This window comes from Streptomyces sp. NPDC031426, from assembly GCF_055581585.1.
In genome coordinates this window covers 26997-51619 of sequence record NZ_JBVIJE010000003.1, presented here as the reverse complement: position 1 = coordinate 51619, position 24623 = coordinate 26997, and the positions used below count along the sequence as shown (strand labels likewise).

19 protein-coding genes and 1 pseudogene are annotated in these 24623 nt (G+C 69.6%); 8 read left to right on the top strand and 12 right to left on the bottom strand.

Annotation, left to right across the window (positions count from 1 at the left end):
• Positions 1-136: 136 nt before the first annotated feature.
• From pntB to ACZ5NH_RS05710, 3 genes are all read right to left on the bottom strand, one after another.
• Complete coding sequence (gene pntB / locus ACZ5NH_RS05720; protein WP_468773130.1) at positions 137-1603, bottom strand: Re/Si-specific NAD(P)(+) transhydrogenase subunit beta; 1467 nt, start codon at positions 1601-1603, stop codon at positions 137-139.
• A gap of 6 nt (positions 1604-1609) precedes the next feature.
• Complete coding sequence (locus tag ACZ5NH_RS05715; RefSeq protein ID WP_468773129.1) at positions 1610-3166, bottom strand: Re/Si-specific NAD(P)(+) transhydrogenase subunit alpha; 1557 nt, start codon at positions 3164-3166, stop codon at positions 1610-1612.
• Between the two features lie 287 nt (positions 3167-3453).
• Positions 3454-4314: a pyridoxamine 5'-phosphate oxidase family protein gene (locus ACZ5NH_RS05710; protein ID WP_468773128.1), complete on the bottom strand. Its 861-nt coding sequence runs from the start codon at positions 4312-4314 to the stop codon at positions 3454-3456.
• A 921-nt stretch (positions 4315-5235) separates the two neighbouring features.
• Between ACZ5NH_RS05710 and ACZ5NH_RS05705 the strand changes: the two genes are divergently transcribed.
• On the top strand, positions 5236-6138 hold the full coding sequence (locus ACZ5NH_RS05705) for an RNA repair domain-containing protein (RefSeq protein ID WP_468773127.1): 903 nt from the start codon (positions 5236-5238) through the stop codon (positions 6136-6138).
• 251 nt (positions 6139-6389) lie between these two features.
• Here ACZ5NH_RS05705 and ACZ5NH_RS05700 read toward each other — a convergent pair whose 3' ends face one another.
• Positions 6390-7010, bottom strand: coding sequence for a TetR/AcrR family transcriptional regulator (locus ACZ5NH_RS05700; protein ID WP_468773126.1), 621 nt, complete (start codon positions 7008-7010; stop codon positions 6390-6392).
• A gap of 150 nt (positions 7011-7160) precedes the next feature.
• On the opposite strand from ACZ5NH_RS05700, the gene ACZ5NH_RS05695 reads away from it, so the two are divergent.
• Genes ACZ5NH_RS05695 through ACZ5NH_RS05685 form a run of 3 tightly spaced genes read left to right on the top strand, consistent with a single transcriptional unit; the run spans position 7161 to position 9932 of the window.
• A complete protein-coding gene (locus tag ACZ5NH_RS05695; protein ID WP_468773125.1) occupies positions 7161-7619 on the top strand; it encodes a cupin domain-containing protein in 459 nt (152 codons plus the stop codon).
• 49 nt (positions 7620-7668) lie between these two features.
• The gene (locus ACZ5NH_RS05690) at positions 7669-8487 is read left to right on the top strand and encodes an alpha/beta fold hydrolase (protein WP_468773124.1); all 819 of its coding nucleotides are present in this window, start codon (positions 7669-7671) and stop codon (positions 8485-8487) included.
• A 14-nt stretch (positions 8488-8501) separates the two neighbouring features.
• Complete coding sequence (locus tag ACZ5NH_RS05685) at positions 8502-9932, top strand: DHA2 family efflux MFS transporter permease subunit (protein ID WP_468773123.1); 1431 nt, start codon at positions 8502-8504, stop codon at positions 9930-9932.
• 59 nt (positions 9933-9991) lie between these two features.
• Here the strand turns inward: ACZ5NH_RS05685 and ACZ5NH_RS05680 are convergent, their stop codons facing one another.
• The gene (locus ACZ5NH_RS05680; protein WP_388627139.1) at positions 9992-11008 is read right to left on the bottom strand and encodes a DNA-directed RNA polymerase subunit alpha; all 1017 of its coding nucleotides are present in this window, start codon (positions 11006-11008) and stop codon (positions 9992-9994) included.
• Positions 11009-11219: 211 nt separating this feature from the next.
• Between ACZ5NH_RS05680 and ACZ5NH_RS05675 the strand changes: the two genes are divergently transcribed.
• On the top strand, positions 11220-11387 hold the full coding sequence (locus ACZ5NH_RS05675) for a hypothetical protein (protein ID WP_468773122.1): 168 nt from the start codon (positions 11220-11222) through the stop codon (positions 11385-11387).
• Between the two features lie 309 nt (positions 11388-11696).
• On the opposite strand, the gene ACZ5NH_RS05670 is transcribed toward ACZ5NH_RS05675, so the two are convergent.
• Entirely contained in the window at positions 11697-12332 is a 636-nt protein-coding gene (locus ACZ5NH_RS05670; protein ID WP_451553662.1) for a nucleotide-binding protein, read from the bottom strand.
• A gap of 407 nt (positions 12333-12739) precedes the next feature.
• Here ACZ5NH_RS05670 and ACZ5NH_RS05665 point away from each other — a divergent pair, with 407 nt between their 5' ends.
• Positions 12740-13033, top strand: coding sequence for a hypothetical protein (locus tag ACZ5NH_RS05665; protein WP_468773121.1), 294 nt, complete (start codon positions 12740-12742; stop codon positions 13031-13033).
• Between the two features lie 88 nt (positions 13034-13121).
• On the opposite strand, the gene ACZ5NH_RS05660 is transcribed toward ACZ5NH_RS05665, so the two are convergent.
• From ACZ5NH_RS05660 to ACZ5NH_RS05640, 5 genes and pseudogenes are all read right to left on the bottom strand, one after another.
• Positions 13122-13952 (bottom strand): SAM-dependent methyltransferase, encoded by an 831-nt coding sequence (locus ACZ5NH_RS05660; protein WP_468773120.1) that lies wholly within the window; start codon positions 13950-13952, stop codon positions 13122-13124.
• Positions 13953-14150: 198 nt separating this feature from the next.
• Positions 14151-14864 carry a DUF4232 domain-containing protein gene (locus ACZ5NH_RS05655; protein WP_468773119.1) on the bottom strand — a complete coding sequence of 238 codons (714 nt, stop codon included), beginning with the start codon at positions 14862-14864 and terminating at the stop codon, positions 14151-14153.
• A gap of 213 nt (positions 14865-15077) precedes the next feature.
• Positions 15078-16217 carry an acyltransferase family protein gene (locus ACZ5NH_RS05650; protein WP_468773118.1) on the bottom strand — a complete coding sequence of 380 codons (1140 nt, stop codon included), beginning with the start codon at positions 16215-16217 and terminating at the stop codon, positions 15078-15080.
• 288 nt (positions 16218-16505) lie between these two features.
• Positions 16506-17123 carry a hypothetical protein gene (locus tag ACZ5NH_RS05645; protein WP_468773117.1) on the bottom strand — a complete coding sequence of 206 codons (618 nt, stop codon included), beginning with the start codon at positions 17121-17123 and terminating at the stop codon, positions 16506-16508.
• 151 nt (positions 17124-17274) lie between these two features.
• Positions 17275-18159: pseudogene (locus ACZ5NH_RS05640) on the bottom strand (DUF1152 domain-containing protein); the annotation flags it as partial.
• Between the two features lie 853 nt (positions 18160-19012).
• Here ACZ5NH_RS05640 and ACZ5NH_RS05635 point away from each other — a divergent pair.
• Together ACZ5NH_RS05635 and ACZ5NH_RS05630 are read left to right on the top strand one after the other, a co-directional pair.
• Positions 19013-19687, top strand: coding sequence for a polysaccharide deacetylase family protein (locus tag ACZ5NH_RS05635; RefSeq protein WP_468773116.1), 675 nt, complete (start codon positions 19013-19015; stop codon positions 19685-19687).
• A gap of 610 nt (positions 19688-20297) precedes the next feature.
• Positions 20298-23054, top strand: coding sequence for an ATP-binding protein (locus ACZ5NH_RS05630; protein WP_468773115.1), 2757 nt, complete (start codon positions 20298-20300; stop codon positions 23052-23054).
• A 131-nt stretch (positions 23055-23185) separates the two neighbouring features.
• On the opposite strand, the gene ACZ5NH_RS05625 is transcribed toward ACZ5NH_RS05630, so the two are convergent.
• A complete protein-coding gene (locus ACZ5NH_RS05625) occupies positions 23186-24019 on the bottom strand; it encodes a PIG-L family deacetylase (protein WP_388627155.1) in 834 nt (277 codons plus the stop codon).
• Positions 24020-24623: the final 604 nt, after the last annotated feature.

Genomic DNA, 24623 nt, shown 5'->3' with positions numbered 1-24623 from the left:
ACACCTGAATCCCTTCAGCCAGGCGGCGGCCGACACCATGTCGGCCGCCGCCTGCGGCGTCAAGGCGCTCGAACGGCTGAACCATCGAGGCGGTCCGGACGCCGGTGACGGGACACCGAACGAACTCAGAACCAGCTCACCGGCCGGCCACCGTCGCCTGACGCGCGGCCGGGGCCGCTCCATGGCTGCCGTTGGTGCTGAGCGCGCGCAGGATCTCCTCGACGCTTTGCTTGGCGTCGCCGAAGAGCATGCTGCTGTTCTCGCGGAAGAACAGCGGGTTCTGCACGCCCGCGTAGCCGGAGGCCATGGAGCGTTTGAAGACGATGACCTGCTCCGCCTCCCAGACCCGCAGCACCGGCATGCCGGCGATCGGGCTGCCCGGGTCCTCGGTCGCGGCCGGGTTGACGGTGTCGTTGGCGCCGATGACCAGCACGACCGAGGTGTCGGCGAAGTCGTCGTTGATCTCGTCCATCTCCAGGACGATGTCGTACGGCACCTTCGCCTCGGCCAGCAGCACGTTCATGTGCCCGGGCAGGCGCCCGGCGACGGGGTGGACGCCGAAGCGGACCTCGACGCCCCGCTCGCGCAACCGGCGCGTCAGCTCCGCGACCGGGTGCTGGGCCTGGGCCACGGCCATGCCGTAGCCGGGGGTGATGATCACCGAGCGGGCCTGCGCGAGCATCTCGGCCGTCTCCACGGCCCGCACCTCGCGGTGCTCGCCCTGCTCCTCGCCCCCGCCAGTGGGGGCTTCGATGCCGAAACCGCCCGCGATGACGGAGATGAAGGACCGGTTCATCGCCTTGCACATGATGTAGGACAGGTAAGCGCCGGAGGAACCCACGAGCGCGCCCGTGACGATGAGCAGGTTGTTGTCGAGCAGGAAGCCGGCCGCGGCCGCCGCCCAGCCCGAGTAGCTGTTCAGCATGGAGACGACGACGGGCATGTCGCCGCCGCCGATCGAGGCGACCAGGTGCCAGCCGAGGGCCAGCGCCAGCGCGGTGACCGCGATCATCAGTGGCAGGTCCGGGCTGATCGTGAACCAGACGGTCAGCGCGACGAAAGCGCCGAGCGCGCCGAGGTTCAGCGCGTTCTTGCCCGGCAGCACCAGCGGACGGGACTCGATGCGCGCCGAGAGCTTCAGGAACGCGACGATCGAGCCGGTGAAGGTGACCGCGCCGATGAAGATGCCGATGAACACCTCGGCATGGTGGATGCCCAGCAGGTCGGCGCCGATCCGGGTCTGCGCCGTGCCGTGCGCCTCCACCTCCAGGTAGCTGTTCCAGCCCACCAGCACCGCGGCAAGGCCGACGAAGCTGTGCAGCACCGCGATCAGTTCCGGCATCTGCGTCATCTCGACGCGTCGCGACCGCCACAGGCCGATCGCCGCGCCGAGCGCCATGGCCAGCACGATCAGGGCCACCGCCCCGGCGGTGATGCTCTGCGCCGCCACCACGACCGTGGCGACCAGTGCGAGGACCATTCCGGCGATGCCGTAGACGACGCCGGCGCGGGAGGTGCGGTGCTGGGACAGGCCGGCCAGGCTGAGGATGAACAACAGGGCGGCGACCAGGTCGGCAGCGTGGGAGGCCGTCTGTGAGGTCATCTCGGCTCAGCCTTTCGAGAACATGGACAGCATGCGGCGGGTCACGGCGAAGCCTCCGAAGACGTTCACGCTCGTCAGCAGGATCGCCACGAAGGACAACACGGTGACGATCCGGTTCTCGTGCCCGATCTGCAGCAGGGCGCCGATCACGACGATCCCGGAGATCGCGTTGGTCACCGACATCAGCGGCGTGTGCAGCGCGTGGTGCACCTTGCCGATGACGTAGTAGCCGATCACCACCGCCAGGGCGAACACCGTGAAATTTCCCGCGAGTTGGGCGGGGGCGAAGGCGACCAGCAGGAACATGGCGAGCATGCCGAGCCCGATCAGGCCGAAGCGTCCCGCAGGCGTCAGCCTCGGCTGCTTCGGCTCGGGGTCGGCAAGCGTGCTCTCCGGCTGTGCGGCGGGCGCGGCCGAGACCGCCACGGGCGGGGGCGGCCAGGTGACATCGCCGTCGCGCACCACGGTCACCGCCCGCTGTACGACGTCGTCGAAGTCGATCGCCAGCCGCCCGTCCTTGCCGGGGGTGAGCAGCTTCAGCAGGTTCACCAGGTTGGTGCCGAACAGCTGCGAGGCCTGGGCGGGCAGCCGGGAGGCCAGGTCGGTGTAGCCGACGATGGTGACGCCGTTGTCGGTGACGACCGCACGCCCGGGCACGGTGCCCTCGACGTTGCCGCCCTGGGCGGCGGCCATGTCCACGATGACGCTGCCCGGCTTCATGACCGCCACGTCCCGGGCCGTCAGCAGGCGCGGCGCCGGCCGGCCCGGGATCAGCGCGGTGGTGATCACGATGTCCACCTCCGCTGCCTGCTCGTGGTAGAGCTCGGCGGCGGCACGGTCGTAGTCGGCCGAGGTCGCCTTGGCGTAGCCGTCGGTGCTCGCCTCCTGGGCGACGTGCACCGGGAGGTACTCGCCGCCCAGCGACTTCACCTGATCCGCGACCTCGGGCCGCGGGTCGGTCGCCCGCACGATCGCGCCGAGGCTCGACGCCGCACCGATCGCCGCCAGACCGGCCACGCCCGCGCCGGCGACCAGCACCTTCGCCGGTGGCACCTTGCCCGCCGCGGTGACCTGGCCGGTGAAGAACCGGCCGAAGACGTGCGCGGCCTCGATCACCGCACGGTACCCGGCGATGTTCGCCATCGACGACAGAACGTCCATCGACTGAGCGCGCGAGATGCGCGGCACCGCATCCAGCGCCAGAGCGGTCACCCCGGCATCGGCGAGTGTCCGAAGCAATTCGGGCCCTTGTGCCGGCGCCAGCAGGGCGACCACTGTCGTGCCCTGCCGGAGCCGGGTGATCTCCGCGTCGGAGGGGGAGTTCACCTTCAGGACGACATCCGCGTCCCAGGCCTCGCCGATCTCCGCGCCGGCATCGAGGTAGGCCTGGTCACTGAAGCCGGACGCCGCGCCGGCCTCGGACTCCACCACGACCTCGTAGCCGAGAGCCAGCAGCTGACGTACGGTCGCCGGCGTCGCCGCGACACGCGTCTCACCGGAGACAGACTCGGCCACCACGCCGACGCGCTGGGGTGGGTGGTGCGCAGGTTCTTGTGCAGACATTTCTCGTGTTCTCTCCTGGGAGGAGGGTTTGACGGGCTATCCGCGATCAAAGGGCGTCCACAGGGTTCGTCCTCGTGGACGCCGGTCGTGGGAACCTACCCGTCGGGGTCGCCCGTGCCTACGGTCATGGCCGTGGTGTGTTTCACTCGGCGGTCGCTGCGCCGCCGTTCGCCCGCAGCGTACGCAGGAGGTACTCGGTGACTCGGCCCACCCAGTCACGCACGAACGGGGCACGGCATCCGAGGGGATTCGACGACACGGTCGTGATCGCGTACGGGCGACTGCGGTCACCAGGCCCTTCCGGCCGGCCGGGCGGCGTGCGGCGGGGACGCCGATGCGCTTGACCGGGGGTCGCCGGCCTCGTGGCGCGGGCGCTCGTCCGGAGCGCGGTCGGCTGCCTCGGCCGCCGCGCCGAAGAAGTCACCGCCCTTGCGCTTGGAGTCGTCCGTGCCCCACGCGCGGTCCCCGCCTGCCGGCACCTTCCGAAGATGCGGGATGTGCTTGGCGCAGTGGATGTACGCCTCCTCCACCGTGACCTCCACCCACAGCCGGGCCCGGCGGCCGGGCGCGGGATCGACCGGCAGGCCCGGGCGTTCGCGGCGCATCTCTTCGTCGGAGAGGACACGGGCCCTGCCATTGACGTGCAGGCCGATCCGGTCCCGAAGGAAGTCGATCATGAGAATGCCGACGTGTGGATTCTCCTGGATGTTGCCGAGGCTGGCGAGGACGCCGTTGCCGCGGTACTCGGGGTAGGCCAGCGTCCTGTCGTCGAAGACCTGGACGAAGCCGGGAGGACCGGCCCGGAAGGTGTTGTCGCACTCCCCGTGGCGGTCGGAGGTGGCAAGGAAGAACATCTCCTGACGCGCCGCGAACTCCCGCATCCGCGGATTGAGCCGGTCGAGCACCTGCTCGTCGTAGAACCTGTCGGCACGTTCCGTGGTGCCCATGCGCTCCTGGAGCCCGTGCTCGCCGTCACTGCCGGGGCGGTCGGGGTGGGAGGAGCGCCGGACGCGGCGGGCGTCTGGTACGTGGAGCCGCTGGTGCTGGATCGGAGCGCCGTCGCCGTCACGGACCGGGCCGGCGCCGTAGGCCCCGGACGGGGCGGCCCTTTCGCCGTCCTGCCCGGCCCGCGGCTGCCCGGTGTCCACGTCCGGGCGCCCCGCAGCCCTCCCCTCGGGACCTGACTCCGTCCCATCACGCCGCCCCGGGACAGGTTGCGGGACAGGCTCTCGGCCCGGGTCCTCGTTCCGGTCCCGGCCGGGGTGCCCGTCCAGGTTCAGGTGACCGTCCACGTTCCTCTGTGTCTCCTTCAGGCGCTGCTGCCGCGGCCGGGCGTGGCCGCGACCAGTCATACGACGGAGTCGTGCTGTGACCGCCGGGAGGGACACCGATCCGCGCAAGGGCGCCGGCGCCGCCGTGCGTCGGGGCCGAGGGTCCGGAGGGACAGCGTCACGGCGATGCCACGGACCGAACCGTCCCACACCACCGGGCAGTTCACCGTCCGTCCCCCTCGCCCCGCCAGCGGCCCCGCCTACGCCATGGCCGCCCACGACGGCCGGTGTGGGAGTCGAGGCCCCGGTTCACCCGGTTTGCAGCCTGTCGCTCCATGCCACCTCCGCAGGCAGACAGCCGGAATTCCGAGTCACCTGGGCCGAGTTTCCACCCCGGGCTGACACATGCTCACGTTCAACAGGACACGACCGCCTGGCCGAGCCGGTCTCAGACCATACCCGGCGGGGATGGATGCACAAGGGGCCGCTCCCCGGCGCATCCGCAAACCCCCGGTTCATGCCGCACTGTCCGCAGCCGGGAAGATCACGGTTCCCTGCGGTCGGTCACCAATCGCCGCAATCGCCGTACCGGAGGCCGGGGAGAACTGCTCGGGTGCTGCCGGTCCGTCCCCCAGGCCGGGGTGAACCCGGCGCTTGCTTCCGTCCGGACGACCAGCCTCGGCACACGCCGGCTCCCTCACGGACCGCGCCCGACAGGTCGCCGTGAGTGAGGAGTGACCGCGAGGACAGGGGGCGGCACCCTGGAGGAAGAGGTGTGACGGCGGGAGAGGAGGCGTGATGCGAACCAGCGACGAGATCTATCACCGGGTCCGCTGGGACCCGCGGTTCGCCCCGGCCCGGTTCGTGCTGGGGATCAGCCAGCGCGGGGGTGCCTGCAAACGCATCGCGCTGCCTTCCTTCGTGCCCGGGGGCGACATCCCATGGCACCGGGTGATGTTCATCGAGGCGGACGGCGAGGTGATCTGGGACCGGGCCACGAGGGTGGACCGCATCGACGCGTCGGATGCCGGCCGGGTGCGGAACCCGCAGGCGGACCCGAGCTTCGGCAGCGGAGAACCCGTCGGTGTCCTCGGTTTGTCCCCGACGGCTCGCACGGCGGTGGCCTGGATCCCGCCGGCGGAGCTGTGGCCGCCGATCCAGGACATCCGCCGGGATTACGATCCGCAGATCCACCGCTGGCCGCCGCACGTCAATCTCCTCTTCGGCTTCGTGCCGGAATCCGACTTCGAGCGGGCCGCCCCGCTGCTCGCCGCGGCGACGGCCGACACGCCGGTCTTCACCGCCCGGCTGGACGGGGTACGGACCTTCCAGCAGAGGGCGTACTTCACCGTGTGGCTCGACCCGACGGCCAACGGCACTGCGCCGTGGGCGGACCTGCACCGCGTACTGCAGCAGCGGTTCCCGCGCTGCCATGGGCTCGCCAGGAACTTCACCCCACACCTGTCCCTGGGACGGACCCGGGATCCGCGGCGAGTCAGCGCCGACTGCGCCACCCGGCTCGAGGCCATGACGGCGACAGTCTGGGAACTCGTCCTGCTCTCGCGCAGGGGTCACGGACCGATGCAGCCACGGGCCACGGTCGCCCTGCGCACGGGCGAGGTACGCCGGCTGACCGCACCCGGCCTCGAAGCGCCTGACCCGGAGGACACGGCATGGCTCACCGCGATCACCGACAGGTGAGGCCGCAGCCAGGCGGGCCCATGCGAACTCTCTTGCTGTGGCGCGCACTTCGAGCGCCTGGGCAGTGACGGGGACGCCCGCTGCGAACCGCTCCGACAGCAACGACATCGACGCCGGTGGTTCTCACGTCCCCGGAGCCAGCACCATCGGGCAACTGGACAGTGTCACGCCGACGGACTCGCGGGACGAGGGGCCGTTGAAGCTTTGCGGTCCTGGGGGTGGCAGAGCGCCGGAGGATCTCCGCGCTCGGCTCACCCTCGCGCGATCGTCCGCTGTGCGGCTTCGGTCAGCGTGGTCGCCGTGTGTACCGCGCTGGCGATGGCGTCGTCGGGGGCGAGGCCGCACAGGTCGGTGAGGGAGAAGAGGGCTTCCGCGCTGACGACCACGGCGAGGTCGCGCTTGAGCTGGGCGAGGGCTTCCGGATCCGTCGCCCCCAGCGTCTCCTCCAGGGGCAGGAGCGCGTGGTCGATCAGCCCGAATCGGATACCTGGCCTGGCGGTCGCCGCCTCGGGATGGGTGATGGTGGCCGCGATCATGGCGCGCACCGCTCCCTGCCGCAGGAGTATGCCGCGCAACAGGAACTCGCAGGCGAAGGCGACCCGTTCGACCGGGTCGGCGGAGTCCGCGACCGGCGCGAGCGCCTCGGCGGGGGGCGGCCAGGCGCCGGCCAGGGCCTCGCTGATCAGCGAGGGGAGGTCGGGGAAGTAGCGGTAGGCGGTGGCCTCGGAGACCAGGGCCGCGCGCGCGATCGCGGGCATGGTCACCTCGCCGCCCGTGCCGATGAGTTCGCGGGCGGCTTCGAGGATCGCCGTACGCGTGCGCTTCTTCTGATTGCTGCGGCCGGTGCCCGTGTCTGCCTGCGTCGTCGCCACCCCGGTACGTCCCCTTTCGCGTCCGTTTCGTGTCCGTCCATCCGCCACCACCTTATCACTGCCCGCCCTCATCGTGAGAGTTCACTTGCATGACGAGACAGCACCCTCTACGCTCCTTTGTGAGAGCTGACTCTCACGAAGGAGATGGCGATGACCGAGGTTTCCGTGGTCGGCCCGGACGACGGCGAGACGATCCGTCTGGGACCGGCACAGATCCGCATACTTGAGGACGGCAGCACCACTCGGCACCGTCTCGGCATCGGCGAGATCACCCTCGCCCCGCACGCCGAAGGGCCCCCGCAGCACCGCCACGCCCAGCACGACGAAGGCTTCTACGTGGTCTCCGGCACCGTGCACTTCACCGTCGGGGACACGACCCACGTCGCACCGGCCGGCACCCTCGCGATGATCCCGCCCGGCGCCCCGCACACCTTCGCCAACCACGGCGACGAGCCGGCGGTGATGCTCAACACCTTCACCCCTGACCTGTACGTGCAGTACTTCCGCGACCTGCGGGACATGATCGCCGGCGGCCAGGAGCTCAGCCCACAGGCGACCGTCCAGGTGATGAGCCGGTACGCCACCGTACCGGCGACCGACTACGCGTGACGGCCCGCGTCAGTAACCCCCGTTGCCAGAAACCGACTTGGAGACTTCCATGACCAGCACCGCCCGCACGATCACCCTCACCCTCGACTCCGGCGACGTCGACCTGAGCTTCACCGTCGACGAGCGGGGCGAGGGCCGTCCCTTCCTGCTCCTGCACGGCGGCGGTGGCCCACAGACCGTCACGGGGTTCGCCGCGCTCCTCGCCGGGCAGCGGCCGGCGCGGGTCATCACCCCGGTCCACCCCGGCTTCGGCGGCACCGCCCGGCCCGACTGGCTCACCGACGTGCCCACCCTCGCCCAGATCTACGTACGGCTGCTGGACGAACTCGGCCTGGAGGACGTCACCGTCGTCGGCAACTCCATAGGCGGCTGGATCGCCGCCGAGATCGCCCTGCTCGGCAGTGACCGGATCAGCAGCGTCGTCCTCGTCAACGCCGCCGGCATCCAGGTCCCCGGCCACCCGGTCGCCGACCCCTTCACCCTGACGCCCGCCGAACTGTCCGCCCTCTCCTTCCACGACGCCGAGAGGTTCCGCATCGACCCCAGCACGTTCTCCGACGAGCAGCGCGCCGTCGCCTCCGCCAACCGCGCCGCCCTGCAGGTCTATTCGGGCCCCCACGCCATGGCCGACCCCACCCTGCGCGAGCGCCTGGCCAAAGTCAGCTCCCCGGTCCTCGTCGCGTGGGGCGAGAGCGACCAGGTCGTCGACACCGAGTACGGACGTGTGTACGCAGCCGCGGTCCCCGGCGCCGAGTTCCAACTCCTCCCCCGCACCGGTCACATGCCGCAGATCGAGACCCCCGGACAACTCCTCCCCGTGATCTGGGACTTCGCCGTCACCCATGCCACCCACCGGCTCACCGACTGAGCGCGGGAGCCCACGTGCCCGATCCCGTACAGGGACGACGCCGGCTCGTCCTGGCCGTCTGCTGCCTGAGCGTGCTGCTGGTCAGTCTCGACGTCACCGTCCTCAACGTCGCGCTCCCCTCGATGCAGCGGTCCCTGCACTCGTCCGTCTCCGGCCTGCAGTGGACGCTCGACGCGTACACCATCGTCCTGGCCTCGCTGCTGACCCTGGCCGGAGCCACCGCCGACCGCGTCGGGCGGCGGCGCGTCTTCCTGCTCGGTCTCGTGCTGTTCACCGGCGGGTCGGCCCTGTGCAGTGTGGCGCCCACGACGGGCCGGCTCGTCGTCTTCCGCATGGTGCAGGCGGTGGGCGGCAGCATGCTCACCCCCGTCGCCATGGCCATCCTCACCAACACCTTCACCGCACCGCGGGAGCGGGCACGGGCCATCGGCGTCTGGGGCGCAGTGGTCGGCCTGAGCATGGCGGCCGGGCCGGTTCTGGGGGGCGTACTGGTGGAGTCGGCAGGGTGGCGGTCGGTGTTCTGGCTGAACGTGCCGATCGGGCTGGCCGCGCTGGCGCTCGCCGCACTGTTCGTCCCGGAGTCCCGCGCACCGGCGGCCCGACGCACCGATCCCGTGGGCCAGTTGCTGGTGATCATCCTGCTCGGCACGCTGACGTACGCCGTCATCGAGGCGCCCGGCGAGGGCTGGACCGCGCCGCCCATCGTGGCCTGCCTGATCGTGGCAGCGGGCGCGCTGGCCGCCTTCGTACCGTACGAGAACCGGCGCGCCGAACCGCTGATCGAGCCGCGGCTCTTCTGCAGCGCACCATTCAGCGGGGCCACCGCGACAGCGGTCCTCGCCTTCGGCGCGCTCGGTGGCTTCCTGTTCGCCAACACCCTCTATCTGCAACGGGTGGTGGGACTGAGCGCCCTGGGCACCGGGCTGCACCTGCTGCCGATGGCGGTGCTGTCGCTGGTGTGCCCGCCGCTGTCCGGGCGGATCGTGGGCAGCCGCGGTCCGCGGATACCCCTGGTGCTCGCGGGGGCCAACATCGCCGCCAGCGGCGCACTGGCCGTCGCCGTCACCCGCTCCGCCCACCCCTCGGACATCCTGCTGTACGTCACGTACGCGCTGTTCGGTCTCGGCTTCGGCTTCGTCAACGCCCCGATCACCTACACGGCGGTGTCCGGCATGCCGCGCGCCCAGGCCGGAGTCGCCGCCGCGGTCGCCGCGACCAGCCGTCAGGTCGGATCCTCGCTCGGCATCGCGGTGATCGGCGCCGCGGTCGCCTCCGGCGCGCGGCCCACGGCCTGGTGGATCATCGCCGGGTGCGGGGCGGCCATCCTGGCACTGGGCACCATCACCACCGGCCGCTGGGCGGCCGCCACCGCCGAACGCGCCGCCGCCCCGCCGGGGCCCAACCCGCCGCACGTCACGGTGGACACCGCGGACACCACGGGCTGAGCGTCGGCGGGGCCTGATCCGCGGGCTGTCGAGGTCCACATCACGACCCGGCGCAAGGTTCAGTACTGCTCGGTCTCCATGAAACCCGTGTTCCCGTTGTCGTCCGCATCGAATGCAGCGGCGGTCGGGTCGAATCCGGGCGGGCTGTCCTTGAGGGCCAGGCCCAGGCCGGCCAGCTTCGCCTTGACCTCGTCGATGGACTTCGCACCGAAGTTGCGGATGTCCAGCAGGTCGGCCTCCGAGCGGGCCAGGAGCTCGCCCACCGAGTGGACGCCCTCACGCTTGAGGCAGTTGTAGGAGCGGACCGTGAGCTCCAGCTCCTCGATCGGCAGCGCGAGGTCGGCGGCCAGGGCGGCGTCCGTGGGGGACGGGCCCATGTCGATGCCCTCGGCGTCGATGTTCAGCTCGCGGGCGAGACCGAACAGCTCGACCAGGGTCTTACCGGCCGACGCCATGGCGTCACGCGGACGCATCGCCTGCTTGGTCTCGACGTCGACGATCAGCTTGTCGAAGTCGGTGCGCTGCTCGACACGCGTGGCCTCGACCTTGTACGTGACCTTGAGCACCGGCGAGTAGATCGAGTCGACCGGGATACGCCCGATCTCCTGGCCCACCTGCTTGTTCTGCACGGCGGAGACATAGCCGCGGCCGCGCTCGACCGTCAGCTCCATCTCCAGCTTGCCCTTGCCGTTGAGCGTGGCGAGGACGAGGTCGGGGTTGTGCACCTCGACACCGGCCGGGGGCGCGATGTCGGCGGCGGTGACCAGACCCGGGCCCTGCTTGCGCAGGTACATCACGACCGGCTCGTCGTGCTCCGAGGAGACGACCAGCTGCTTGATGTTGAGGATCAGGTCGGTGACGTCCTCCTTGACGCCCGGCACGGTGGTGAACTCGTGCAGGACGCCGTCGATGCGGATGCTGGTGACAGCAGAGCCGGGGATCGACGACAGGAGGGTACGGCGGAGGGAGTTGCCGAGGGTGTAGCCGAAGCCCGGCTCCAGCGGCTCGATCACGAACCGGGAGCGGAACTCGTCGACGACCTCTTCGGTCAGTGACGGACGCTGAGCAATCAGCACGAGGTATTGCCTCCAGTGTTTGGCGCCCGCTATCTGACGCCGTGGTCCCCGAAGGGTACGTGTGGTGCGGCCTCCTGCGAAGGCGACCCGCCCGTCTGCAGGCCGGCGCGTCGGCAGGGTCAGCTCTCAGTACAGGCCGGTAAGGTCCTGCCCACGGCTGAGAGACCGCCCACGAGTTGGCGGCAGGGCACAGCCGAGGAAGCCGAAGAGCTTGCCGTCGGCACCCTGTGCCCCGAGTGCGCCTGAAACCGACGAGCGCGAGGAGCTGTGCGACTGCATCGACGCGTCGCTCGCTGAGCACGGCGTCGATGTCGTTGCACTGACCGCCCGCCACGGTCTGGACCGGTACCAGCTCACCGACAAGTGGCGGAAGTGGTAGGGCCGCTCTCCACAGCGGGGAGTCGCGGCGAGGGCAGCCGAGCCTGGCGAGGACTCCCGGGCCTCCGCCATCCAACGAGATCGCCCGCTTACTGGGCGCTTCTCAGGGGTCGCAGAGCAGCGGCGCCGGCCCGCACCATCGCGGACACCGATGACCCTGCCCATTGGACGAGGTCACGCGGCAAGCCGGTGTCGAGCTCGATGGTCACCCGCACGTATCGGGTGTGCAGCTGAGTGACCTTGACGGGACGCGGTGCGACGGCGTCCGGTCCGCGCTGCAATGCGGCTCGGTAGGTGTCCTTGCGCTGATTCATGCCTTGTCCTGTCGCTTGATGAGTTCGTCTGCGAGGTTCATGTACGCCGTGCCTTTGACCTGCACCGGACTTCCGAATGACTGGGCGTACAAGTCGAGCCGCGGAATGTGTGTGGACAACACGTCGAACCCCCGCTCGGTGAGAGCTTCGCGGGCGTCGGCGTCGGGACCCGTACGCGTGGCGTCGGCCCGATTCGTTCGGTTCAGCAGAACGGCGGCACGGGCCGGCTGGACGCGCAAGGACTGTACGTCGCCCATCTCGCCACCGATGGGCGCCATCCGATCCAGCTCGATGGGTGCTGGGGTCACCGGCACGATCCATTCGCTCGCGTACCTCATGATGCTGCGGGCGATGTGCGCGTGGTCCTCCAGCTGCGGAGCGTCGAACACGACGGCCCGCCGGTCGCCCAAGAAGTCGTTCACGCGCCGGTGCACATCGCCCACTGGCAGAGCGACCACAGGAAACGGGAAGCCACCTGCCAATTCGCTCCAGCGCAGCGCGGAGGAAGCGGGGTCACTGTCGACCAGTAGCGGTGGGATACCCGACTCGTACAGTGCGTGGGCCAACCAGACTGCGCTGGTCGTCTTTCCCACCCCGGGCTTCAGGTTCACAAAGGCATAGCTCAGCGACACACGAGTCAACGTATGATCGCGAGCGGCTGTCGGCCCTCGACTCGGGGCACACAGGGCCACCGTTCACCCTGCGGCGCCGGTGAATCATTCGTATGGTCCAGTACGGAGATCGCAAGGCCCGAGGCGGCCTGGTCTGGCCTGGCCTGCTGTGCGACTATTCCGAAGCGGTACGGTCCGCGCCCGAAACACGAGGCCGGGTTGCGGCCTCCGCCGACGAGAACTAGCGTCGAAAAGAGAGATCGAGTACGTGCCGCCGCTCATCTGCGGCACGATGTGCGCAGAGCGCAGCCCAGTGAACACCGGGTGTCGTCGCTGACTTGCCGCGCCAACCCGCATTATGCACATGGCGCGCTGCAAACATTCCCAGAACGCGGCAGAAGACCCTCGTGATCCGAGGGAGTGACATCATGCGCAGACTCATCGTCCCGGCAGTTGCGGCGGCAGTCGCGGCCTCAGCCCTGGTCACGCCCACCGCCGTGGCCACCGAACTGTCGGGATCGCCTCCTGCCGTCAGCCACCACATCACCCAGACGCGTCCAACTGCCTCCCGCTTGCCTATGACTTGGGTTGAGGGGCCGACTTTTTCATCGGAATCCCTCTGCTATGCCTACGGGTATGCCTATGGGTTGGCGTACCGGCATTGGTGGTGCATCGACAACGGCGACGACACCTACACGTACTGGTACCGGACTGAAGATTAGACCGGATGGACCGGATGGCGGTCACCCTGATCGTCGGCGCAGCGGGCCGACGTGGCGTCAGTTCCTCGCGGTGCACCGGCCGATGGCATCAGCGCCTGCTACTTCCTCCATGTCGACCTGGTGTGCGCACGGCAGTGATGAAGCCGGTGCCGGAAGGGTTGGCTGTCGGCCGGCCGTAGTGCGCCGCGACGGTGTCGAGTGGATGGGCCTCCGTGCTCCAGCAGTGGTCGTCGAGCCACTCGGCGGTGCCGGCGCCCAGGCCGCCCTTCCACAGCGAGGTGATGTGGGCGAGGGAGGGGTCGTCGAGAACGGTTTGTCCGCTGCGTCCTCGCTCCAGGGCCAGTCGGCTCGCGGGTGCCGACAGTTCGCCGACGGTGCGCAGCAGCGCGGCCGCCTCGTCGGCGGTGAGGTAGACGAGCAGGCCCTCCACGAGCCAGGCGGTCGGTCGGTCGGGGTCGAAGCCGGCATCGACCAGCCGGTCGGCCCAGGTGGTGCTCAGCAGGTCCGCGGGCACGGCGGTGCGGTCGCAGCGTGGGTCCGCGGACTCCGTTGCCAGCACGCGGTGCTTGAACTCGAGGACCGGCGGCAGGTCGAGCTCGTACAAGCGGGTCCCAGCCGGCCAGGGGAGCCGGTAGGCGCGGGTGTCCAGTCCGGCTGCGAGCAGAACCACCTGATCGCAGCCGGACTGGAGGAGCTGGTCGTCGTAGAAGCGAGTCCGGATCACCGTCTGGAACTTCAGCGCGGCCGCCAGCGGACCGACACGTTGCCGCGGTCGCAAAGGCTCTCCCGAGGCGGCCAGGAAGGCCGCGGCGTACGGATCGTCGAACAAGGCGTTACCGGCTTCGCTCTCGTGAGCCCGGACCCGGGCCACGGCCAGCGCCGTCTTCGACACGGCGCTCAACGGTTGCCAGTGCGTCATGACGCCCGACATTACATCGGCATCGATGCGTCGGAACTGCCGCCGCCGGTGCGGTCGGTGCGGAACGCACCTCCCGGCTGGACCAGTTCGAGGTGTTCGCCCACCGGGCACGCCGCCCGGAGTCCCTGGTGCACCGAGACATCGGCCTGCTGGACGACCTGGAGTGGCAAAGGGTCGCGCCCACGGCACCGCGGCGTGCTACGACGTACTTCCCGAGCCCGCCTGGACCGCACTGACGCTCAGGAGGCCGACCGTCCCGGCGCAGGCCGTCGAGTTGTAGGCGACGTAGCTCGGAGTCGTCTGTCCCGGCGGGTAGACCTGCAGGTACTGGGCGCCCGTCGGGTGGCACTGCGTCGTGGGGTAGTTGCCGGCGTCTGTGATCCGCAGCAGCGCGTTGCCCGTGGCCCCCGGTGCCAACGTCACCAGCGCGCGAGGGGCCGTGGTGTTCCGTGTGGCGGCCGGGCCGATCTGGCGCACGGGGCTGCCGCCGGCGAGCGACACCCCGGGGTAGCCGTACAGGGTGCAGGTGGTCTGGGAGATGTTGGTGAAGTCGATCACCTGGTAGACGCTGCCGGCCGTACCTTGGCTGATACCTGGTCTGGCGTGCAGATCACGGGTGGCGCAGGCAGCGGTGTGCTTGTGCGTCGTCCCGGCTGACGGCGCCTGGGCGCTGGTGACCGTACCGTTGGACCGAGCCGTGTCGGCCGCGGCCGGCGTTGTCGCGGCCGGCGCCTTCGTGGCCGGCGCCGTCGTGGCCGGCGCCGTCGTGGCCGACGCTCCAGAAGCCGTCACTGCAGCGGTACCGACGGAGGAGGAGGTGGACGAGCCTGCGCTGCAGCCGGTGGCGAGCACCGCGACGCAGGTGAGCGCGGTGGCCGGGAATACTCGCCGGAGCGTGAGTGAGGATGACATCGAGGTTGCCCTTCTGCTGCGCAAAGCGGCTCATTCGCCGTGTGACACTCATGACGCCGCAGGTGCCGCGCCGGTTGTACCGGACGCGTACCAGCAACTTCACAGTTATGCATCCGCAGCCCGTCCCGCACCTGACCACAGCGCGGACCACGCGGGCCAAGGCGGGGCTTCGCTCACCGGCCGGCGGTGTCCGCCTGTCGCCCGGCGTTCTGATCAAGCGGTGGTCTTCGACTGCGACTCGACACCAGTGTCTCGTGTGTGCAGGATCAAGGATCTCCTCGCGCCGAGCGCGATCACGGATTTCCAGGATCTGTTGCGCTTGAACGGCATCTCGAAGAACCGGGAAAACAGCCACGCCCCAAATACCGCAACCGGCAGACCCAGGACAAGAGTGAACCCGAACACGGAAAGTCGGGACGACACAAAATGCGGGGCTGTTCGGCGAATCACGGCCATGACGATCGGAAGATGGATCAGGTAGAGACTGTAGGAGAAGCCACCGAGGCTGCGAACGGGTCGCGCCGTCAGGAGCCGTACAAGGATGGCGGATCTGCCGGTGGCAACCGCGGCAAGCAGCATCGTCATGGCGGGAGAGATGGCGAGGTCTATCCAGAAGTAGTGGTTCACCGTCCAAACAGAACCCTGGATGAAGCCGAGAGCCAGGACAGGCAAGGCGGCCAGGGCGGCAAAGCATCCCCATGGCAGGCGTTGAACTCTGTCCGACGCAGCGACGACTCCCGCGCCTACCACTCCTGCGACGAACACGGGAGCGAGCTGCGGAGCGAGCCAGTTGTCGCCCTCCACGGGGGATGCGTCAGTCGCCGTCAGCCCACGGACGATGACCGGAAGCGTCACACACACGACGAGGACGATCGCGCCCCACCGCCGCCGAACGAACAGGAGAAGAGGAAAGAGGAGATAGAGTTCGGCCTCCACCCCGATCGACCAGAATGCGCCGTTGGGTGTCGGGGCGGTGACCATGTCCTGTGCGACGGTGCCGTACACAAGGATTGAGGCACCGGTAGGTGGCCCGAAGTGCGATGCCGGTACCACGAGCCACGAAATGACCAGACTCATGGCCAGTGCTGCCCAGTAGGGAGGCAGGATGCGCCAGGCGCGTCGGCGCAGGAATCGGGTGACGCCGTCCGACCGCCAACCGTGGTGTGCCGGGGAGATTGCCAGGGAGAAGCCGGACAGCACCAGAAAGAAGACGACGGCGAGGCGCCCGAACATCAGTCCGGCCAGCCACGGAGGCGCCGAACTGTGGGGGTAGCCCGGGAAGGTGTACAACCAGCAGTGGAACAGAACCACATACAGTGCCGCCAGGCCGCGGAGGCCGTCCAGGCCGAGCACTTGCCGACGGACATGCGCTCCGCTCGCCCTCTTCTCCTGGCCGGCTGGGGCGGCTGAGTCGAGAGCACTGCTGACCGGACGACTCGAGTGCACTGAAATCGTTCAACCCTTCTTCCGGACACCGTCTGCCGCACGCCCCTACGGCTCGATGGTCACTGCGCGATGCGTCCACAGTGACCGGTACGTGGCCTCCGGCTGAGTGGTTCAAGCGCCGCCGACCACGCGGCCGTCGCGGTGGCGGCTGGGGGCCCTGGCGGTTGCGCAGCCGGCCCAGGCCGGGATTGCCAGTCAGCCCGTCATGGTGGACTTCTGGCCGGTCGGGGTGACGGCGTACCACTGCATGCCCTTGCCCTGGCCGTTCATCTGCCCGGCCTTGGTGTCGCCCATGTACCGGTACAGCGGCCAGCCGCCGAGGGTGACCTGTTTCATGCCGTTGCGGTGAACCGTGCCGAGCAGGCTGTTCTTCACACCCATGGTCCGTACGGAGCCCTGCACCATGACGGGCATCCACGTCTTCGTGCACTCACCGGCACACGTCCACTTGGAGGGAGTCGCCTGGTCCTTGTCGTAGCGGTAGAGCGTCATCCCCTTGTCGTCGGTGACCACACTGCCCATCCCCTTCACCGCCTTGGCCATCAGCATGGTGGTCGTGGCCATGTGCCCACTGCCGGAGTCGCCGCTGTCCGCAGGTGCGGAGGTGGCCGGTGCGGAGCTCGCGGGATCCGACGCAGCCGTGGCGACAGGTGTGGCATTGCCGGAGTTCATGCTGGAGGCGTTGTCGTCTGAAGAGCCGCATGCCGCTAGCAGGAACGCGGACACGAGACCTGCGGCCGAGGCGAGGACGATGCGTTGCGGGATCACGAAGTTGCCCTTCGTCGGGAAATCGCCGTCTGCTTCCTCCCCCACTACGTCGGACAACTCCCGCCCTCTCAAACCGCTGATGTCACATGACGGAGTCTTGACTATCCACCGGACTCGGTCAGCCGCGGCCGGTACCGCATCCCAGGTTGCCCCGTTCATCAGCGGCAGCGACGACCGGTCGGCAGCTCACCGGAAGGACAGGGAACGCCCGCGGCGGCCGCTGGCGGGGCAGCTCCTCACGGAAGCCGGCTATGGCGGAGCTGATCTGGCGCATCAGGACGGTGTCCGCCAACCGGTCGTGGTAGAGGTTGGTACGGGCCAGAGCGGGCAGGTCCACGCAGAAGTACAGGGCCATCAAGGGGTTCATGAACAACTCGCTGTTCCGGGTGCGTTCGGTGAACCGCACGTCGCCGAAGTCACCGCGCACTGCGGCGGCAACGGACCCATTGACGATGCTCGGACGGTCGGCGTGGAGGCGCTGGGCATGGGCGACCGCATCGAGGTAGGCGCCCCCCTCGGGGCTGTCCCGGGTGAGGGAGAAGGCGCCGAGGTAGCCGCCGTCGCGGGCCAGTGCGGCCAGGTTCTCCAGCAGCGAGTGGTTGACACCGTGATAGGCGTCCACCCCGAACCCAGGCAGGCCACCAGCCGGTGCTGAACGTCGTCGAGGTCCGCGACAGCGGCCAAGCTCGCCATGCCCTCTTCCGGAGTGCCGAGCCCGTGCTCGTCCCCCCGCATCAGGATGTCCGTCCCGCCATCCACCAGCACGCCCACGTCCACGCCGCCCAGATGTTCGGCCAGCGCCCGGTAGGCGGACCGGAGGGGTTCGACGCCCGTGCGGGGGGAAGGCGTACACGACCGCTCCGGGAAATAGTCACCCCGCAACGGGGTGTCCGGGCGGACGGCGGCAACGTCCTCCGCCACCCAGTGGCCCGGCCCGAGGCCATGGAGATCGCAGAAGGAACAAGTCGGCCAGGTGGACCTCGGTACCGGCCGATCGCGGTGCGAGCGCCAGGGGCAGTGCGGCGTAGACATCGAAGCCGCCGCCCGCACCGGCGACGAGTACCCGTCGCGCGGAGCGCAGGGCCCCCTGGGGCGCCTGTTCACTCCTGAGACACCTGCACCAGTCACCACAGATCCGATCGGGCCATCACAGAATGTTACGATCCTTGACTTTGCGTGGTCCGATTCGACGCCGGCGGCTTTGTTTTCGGCTCGGTTCCTTTCATCTCAGAATCAATGCGACATTCATCACAGATTGGAATTATTAAGCAAAGCGACCGACCTCCCTTACTGTGGTCGGACATCAAGGCTTAAACCGGATGTACCGGCCATCTCCGTCGAGAGCCGGGGGATCCGCGGCCGGGCGACGGAGCCCGCCGCCTGACCGACCCCCGGAGCACTTGGAGCGACCGGTAACCCCCGGGGCACGGACGCCCAGGGACGTAAATCACCAGCGGACCTGAGTATGGATGCCGCCGTGCCGTCGACCGGCAGCGCGCATGTGCTCAGCCCTGCCTCGACGTGACCAGTACCAGGCACCGATTTGAGCACCGAGTGGTGCCGACGGAGGTAAATCTGTGGCGTTGGCCAGAATCAAAGTGGCAACGGCAACCGTCCTCACCGCGGCGATCGCGGGAGGCGTGCTCACGGCGTGCGGGCAGCACGCAGGTGCGCAGCACGCAGACGCGCAGCACGCAGGCGGGCAGCACGCAGGCGGGCAGCACGCAGGCGGGCAGCACGCAGGCGGGCAGCACGCAGGCGGGCACACACCCCAGAGCTCGCCCAGCAGCCTGACTCCCTCGACGACGCCCTCTTCTTCCAGGCCGCACTCGCCGTCCCAGGCGCCGTCGCCCTCGTACGCTTCCCCGTCCGCGTCGGCATCCGACCGCGCGGCAGGAGGAACGCACTCCGGCCGCAATGGCGGCTCCGCCGCGGTGCCGTCCGGGCAGGCTTCGCAATCCGGCTCGGCGAATGCCTTCGGGCAGCTGCCGAGCGCCCCGGCGGGCTCCGACGCGCTGGTCGGCTACGGGGTGGAGGGCAGCGGCAAGTCCGTAGCGCTCACCTTCGACGACGGCCCAGACCCGCGGTGGACCCCGCAGGTGCTCGCGCTCCTCGCTCAGCACCACGCGAAGGCCACCTTCTGCGAACTCGGGCCGCTCGCCCAGCGCTACCCGTACCTGACCAAGGCGATCATCGCGGACGGGGACCGGCTGTGCGACCACTCGGTCCATCATGACGAGCAGCAGACCCGCAAGTCGGTCGAGTACAACATCCACGAGATCGTCGACGCCAAGCGCGAGATAACCGACGCCGCGGGAAGCGGCGTGAAGCTGATGTACTACCGGGCACCCGGCGGCGACTGGAACCCGACGATCCGGGGGATAGCCGGCGCCAACCGCCTGCAGCCGCTTGGCTGGAGCGACGACGCCAACGACTGGCGACGCCCGGGTGTGGACGGCATCCTGCGCAACGTCAACCAGGACTTGCGACCCGGCGCGATCATCTTGATGCACGACGGCGGCGGCGACCGTTCGCAGACCGTGCAGGCGCTCGCCCGTCTCCTCAATCAGCTGGACGCTCAAGGCTACGGCTACGGCTTCCCGGCCTGAGCTCGACGCCGTCCGGACCTTACTGTCTTCGAGGTCATTCGCTGACGGCCGCATCGTGGCAGCCAAGCGGACAACTCCGCTTCATTCGCGCGGAGGCACGCGGCCCCGGACGAAGGGAGCGGAGCCGCGGGTTACATCCGTCTGGCCGGGCTGCCGGGGAGTCGCGAGATAGGTCTGGAACGCCTCGTAACCGATGGGACCGTTACCGAGCTCGTTCTCGTGATTCCCGGGTGCCGGCATCCAGGGGCGGTGCCCGGCACCGCGGGTGTTGTCGTCCCAGAAGTCCGACCAGGTGCGAGATGAACCATGGCCTCACGCCTGGTACGTGTGAAACGCGTTGGGTGCACGTCGGCAGCTTCACCGCGGGGCCGAGAACCCGCACCGAGCCGTTCTGTCGCGGACGGTCGTGGTCGTCGAGTAGGTGGCGCGTCAGGATTGCGACTCGCCCCGAATGCCTCGCGACCGCGCTCACCGCCTACCACTGCGGCTCCCTGCTGGAAAGACTGCCTACACGGTTCCCGCATATTTCCATGGCGCATCGCCCCACCTCGCTAGGCTGACCAACAGGCTGGGAAGCGAGGGGAACAGCGTGCCGGAGCAGGAGCGCAGCGTGAGGCGAGTCGGTTCGGTAGGCCCCAGCCGGGCCGGAACGCCCCTGTACGAGCGTGACCACGAGGTGGCCGCCGCGCGGGAGGCAGTGGAGGCGCTCTGCAACCGCCCGGCGGACAGCGGTGGTCCACGTGGCGGGCTGTTGTTCCTGAGCGGCGCCGCCGGACTGGGCAAGACGACTTTGCTGGCCGAGATCCGAGGCATGGCCGCCGCCCGCGGGTGCACGGTTCTGTCCGCGCGCGGCAGCGAGCAGGAGCATACGGTTCCTTTCCACGTCGTCCGGCAGTTGCTGCAACCCGTCCTGGCCTCCTGCACCGAGGCCGAGCGTCGCGAGATCTTCGGGGGCTGGTATGAGATCGCGGGGCCGGCCGTCGGCCTCTTCGCTCAGCAGGCCGGCACCGCCGTGCCGGATCCACAGGGCGTCCGGGACGGTCTGGACTGGGTCCTCACACAGCTCGCCGTGCGCAGGGCGCCGATCATCACGGTCGTCGACGATGCTCACTGGGGTGACGCGGAGTCCCTCACCTGGCTGGCCACGTTCGCCGTGCGCGTGCAGGACCTTCCCGTCCTGATCGTCCTGGGGTACCGCCCGGACGAACTTCCGGCGGAGGCCGCGGCGTTCCGTGAACTCGTCGGCGGGCGCGGGTCACACCCGATCAGCCTGCGCGCTCTCAGCCCTGAGTCGGTCGCGAGGCTGGTCCGCGGCGTCCTCGGGCCGGACGCGGACGATCCCTTCTGCCGCGAGTGCTGGGCCGTCACCGGCGGCAACCCCTACGAGACCGTCGAACTCGTCGCCAAGATCCAGGACCGAGGCCTGACCCCCTCCGAGGAGTCGGCTCATCTGCTGCGAGACCTCGGTGCGTCGTCTCGTGGCACCGGGCTGGTCAAGCGACTGGAGAGGCTCGGCAACCGGGCCGTGCGGCTCGCCTGGGCGGCGGCCGTACTCGGTACCGAGATCTCTCCCGAACTGGCGGCTTCGGTGGCCGGGCTGCCACCGGCCGAGGCTCAGGACGCCACGGACACCTTGCGAGTCGCTCGCATCCTGACCGGCACCAGGACGCTCGAGTTCGTCCACCCCCTCATCGCCACCGCGGTGTACCGGGCCATCCCGCCGGCGATGCGGACCGCCATACACGGGCAGGCCGCCAGCGCGGTGACCGACGCGGGCCTGAACATCACCGTCGCCGCCCGGCACCTGCTGGAGACTCATCCGGGCAACGACCCGCAGACCGTGGAGCAACTGCGCGCGGCCGCGCGGGAGAACCTTCGCCAAGGTGCTCCGGACGCCGCTCGCCGCTGCCTGGAGCGTGCGCTGCGCGAACCGCCCCCGCCCGAGGAACGTGCGGCCGTGCTCTACGAGCTCGGCTGCTCTGCCCTGCTCACCTCCCCGGCCACCACAGTCAACCACCTCTCGGCGGCCTTGGAGCTTCCCGACCTCGACCCCACGCTCAGAGAGGACGCCACTTTCCGCTTGGCCCAGGCTCTCGCCCACAACGACCAGCTCGGCGAAGCAGCCGCTGTGGTGGGGGCCGAGGCCGCCCACGCACGGACATCCGGGGCGCGGCTGCGCCTGCAGGCCGCACACCACCTGTGGCGGGTCTTCGACGCGCGGGAGGTACAGGCGCCTGTCCGTTCCCGTCGGCTCGCGCGGCTCGCCGAGCATCTGTCCGGGCAGAACCCGGGAGAGAAGGCCTTGTTGTGCCTGCGCACCTGGGATGCCACGCTGCGCAGCGAGCCCGCCGAACACGCGCTGGCCGTCGCCACACGCGCCGTGGGGCTCAGCTACACCGACCCCGACTGGGGCTTCGAGCTGCCCAGCATCACCGCCCTCGGATACATGTACGCCGACGAGTGCGACCGCGCGGAGGAGCTGTTCAGCTCCGCCATCGCCGAGTGCCAGCAGGTCGGATGGAGCGGAGCCCACCTGTCCTTCGGCTTCAGCCTCCTCGGGCTGGTCCACTTCCGGCGCGGACTCCTCGTCGAGGCCGAGCGCTGCGCGCGTGAGGCAGTCCGGCTGGCGGACCGCGTCGGACCCAGGTTGCCCGCCAAGTGGTACGCCGTCGGTCTGCTGCTCGACGTCCTGCTGTCCCGCGGCCACTTCGAGGAAGCCCTGAACGTCGCCGAGACGCACGACTTCGCGCCCCCTTACCCCAACGCGGTGGTCTTCCCGGACCCCCAGACGCTGTACGGGCGCCTGCTGCTCGTCCGTGGCCGGCGCAGGGAAGCCATCGCCCAACTCACCGCCGCCGGGGAACGGCTGGAGGCCAAAGGCATACTCAATCCGACCTGGTGTCCCTGGGCGGGACACCTCGCCCTCGCCCTCGCCCCGGAGGACCCCGCAAGCGCCCGCGCCCTCGCAGCGCAGACACTGCGCCGAGCGGAGCGTTACGGCACGCCCACCGCCAAAGGTGAGGCATTGCGCTTCAGCGCGGCGGTGTCCGAGGACGGGGACACCATGGCGCTGCTGGAGCGCGCGGTGGAGACGCTCCGCAAGTCCCCGAATCAGTACCTGTACGCCGAGGCACTGGTCGACTTCGCCATCGGCCTCAGACGCTGCGGCCGTGCCGATCAGGCGGCGGAACTGCTCTTCGAGGGTGCCGACCTGGCGGGGAGGTGCGGCGCGGAACATCTCGCGGCGCGGGCGCAGGCGGAGATCGCCGCCGCCGGCTTCCGGCCGAGTGAACTGCGTATCTCGGCGCAGCGGGAAGAGCGGACAGCAGAGCCGGGCCGTGCGGATACTGAGGAGCTACGGCACTGAGGTCACCCAGCAGAGGCCAAGCGCCCGCGTCGCGACCACAGGTACACCGGACGGCGCACCGGCCCTCACCTGTCGCAGAGCCGGTGTTGCTTGCCTCGGTCCGGGACAGCGAGGATCTCCTGCCCTGCGGATCAGCGCAGTCCGGCGAAGAGGTCGTTCTCGGGCACGGCAGCGCCGGTGGTGTCCTGGACACGTACGAAGGTCTCGACGCCCATCAGTTCGGTGAAATTCTTCTGGCCCATCTTGAGGAAGAAGATGTTCTCGCCCTGGCTGGCGTGCGCGGCCAGCGCATCGAACTTCTGACCGCCGAACGCGCTGGTGTCCACCCATGTGGTGATCTCCGCGTCGGGGAGGCCGATCTCGGCCATCGCGGCGGCCTCGGCGGGATCCGGCTCCTGCCAGTCCGCACCGAACTCGCGCATGACCTCCCCGAACCGCTGCATCATCGAGCGAGGCGCCGTCGTCCAGTACACCTTCGGAGTCTGCGCGGTCATGGCCAGCGCCCTCATCGTGATCCGGTTTGCCTGGATGTGGTCGGGGTGGCCGTAGAAGCCGTTCTCGTCGTAGGTGACGACCACATCGGGTTGGTAGCGGCGCATGAGTTCCGCGAGTCGGGCAGCGCCCTCCTCCACAGGTGTCTGCCAGAAGGATCCCGGGGCTTCGTTGGTCGGCCAGCCCATCATCCCGGAGTCGGCGTAGTCCAGCGTTTCCAGATGACTGACCTTCAGGATGCCGCAGCTGGACTCGAGTTCTTGCCGCCGCATCAAGGCGACGGCTGCCGGATCGTGCCCGGGATCGCCCGGCTTGACACCCCCCGGCCCGTCACCGCAACTGCCGTCGGTGCACGTCACGAGGACCGTGCGAATACCCTCCGCCGCGTACCGCGCGAGGACACCTCCCGTTCCAGTGGCCTCATCGTCGGGGTGGGCGTGCACCGCCATGAGCGTCAAGGGCCGGTCATTCATGTAACAGTCCTCCTGTAGTGAAAAGGCCTCGGTCCGAGTCTGCGCCAGGCGTACAAGTGGTCGCCCCGATATCGGGCGACCGGGCGTAGCGCGGACCCCGGGCCTGGATCCCGTCGGGGCGGGCGAGCTCTTCGCCCCTCTGCTCCCCGCCCGCGCGGCGTCAGTTCCTCGGCCGGTGCAACAGCGCCGGCCGCATCGGATGTTCCCGCCGTGCCTGGGAACTCCTGGGCCTTGGCACTCGCCCCGTGCACATCGCTTCCGGGGTGCCCGTGGGCCGTCACGATTTCGTCGGCTCGTGACACCGGCCAGGCCCCGGCCCGCCGGTGCGCGGATCAGGACGCGCCGGGCAACGCAGCCGGGGTTGCGACCGCCCCTCGGCGTGTCGGGGGCCGCATGCGTCGGCCGTCGCCCAGTAGCCCGGTTAACGCGTACGACACAGGGACGAAAGTGTGATGATTATGTAATCGCAGGAGGCTAGAGTGTTCGCTCTATCGAACGTTACGGCGCTCGGCGCCAGTTGAGGAAGGATCCCCTGCCCTGCCCTCCGCCGCCCAGGCGCCGCGCCGGCATCGCCTCCGCCGCCGCGCCGATATGCCGATCCTTG

Excerpts from the sequence above, each read along its gene's own strand:
- ACZ5NH_RS05625 (WP_388627155.1), bottom strand. The coding sequence starts at position 24,019 with ATGAATGACCGGCCCTTGACGCTCATGGCGGTGCACGCCCACCCCGAC.
- ACZ5NH_RS05705 (WP_468773127.1), top strand. The coding sequence starts at position 5,236 with ATGCGAACCAGCGACGAGATCTATCACCGGGTCCGCTGGGACCCGCGG.
- ACZ5NH_RS05665 (WP_468773121.1), top strand. The coding sequence starts at position 12,740 with ATGCGCAGACTCATCGTCCCGGCAGTTGCGGCGGCAGTCGCGGCCTCA.
- ACZ5NH_RS05715 (WP_468773129.1), bottom strand. The coding sequence starts at position 3,166 with ATGTCTGCACAAGAACCTGCGCACCACCCACCCCAGCGCGTCGGCGTG.
- ACZ5NH_RS05660 (WP_468773120.1), bottom strand. The coding sequence starts at position 13,952 with ATGACGCACTGGCAACCGTTGAGCGCCGTGTCGAAGACGGCGCTGGCC.
- ACZ5NH_RS05655 (WP_468773119.1), bottom strand. The coding sequence starts at position 14,864 with ATGTCATCCTCACTCACGCTCCGGCGAGTATTCCCGGCCACCGCGCTC.
- ACZ5NH_RS05695 (WP_468773125.1), top strand. The coding sequence starts at position 7,161 with ATGACCGAGGTTTCCGTGGTCGGCCCGGACGACGGCGAGACGATCCGT.
- ACZ5NH_RS05690 (WP_468773124.1), top strand. The coding sequence starts at position 7,669 with ATGACCAGCACCGCCCGCACGATCACCCTCACCCTCGACTCCGGCGAC.
- pntB (WP_468773130.1), bottom strand. The coding sequence starts at position 1,603 with ATGACCTCACAGACGGCCTCCCACGCTGCCGACCTGGTCGCCGCCCTG.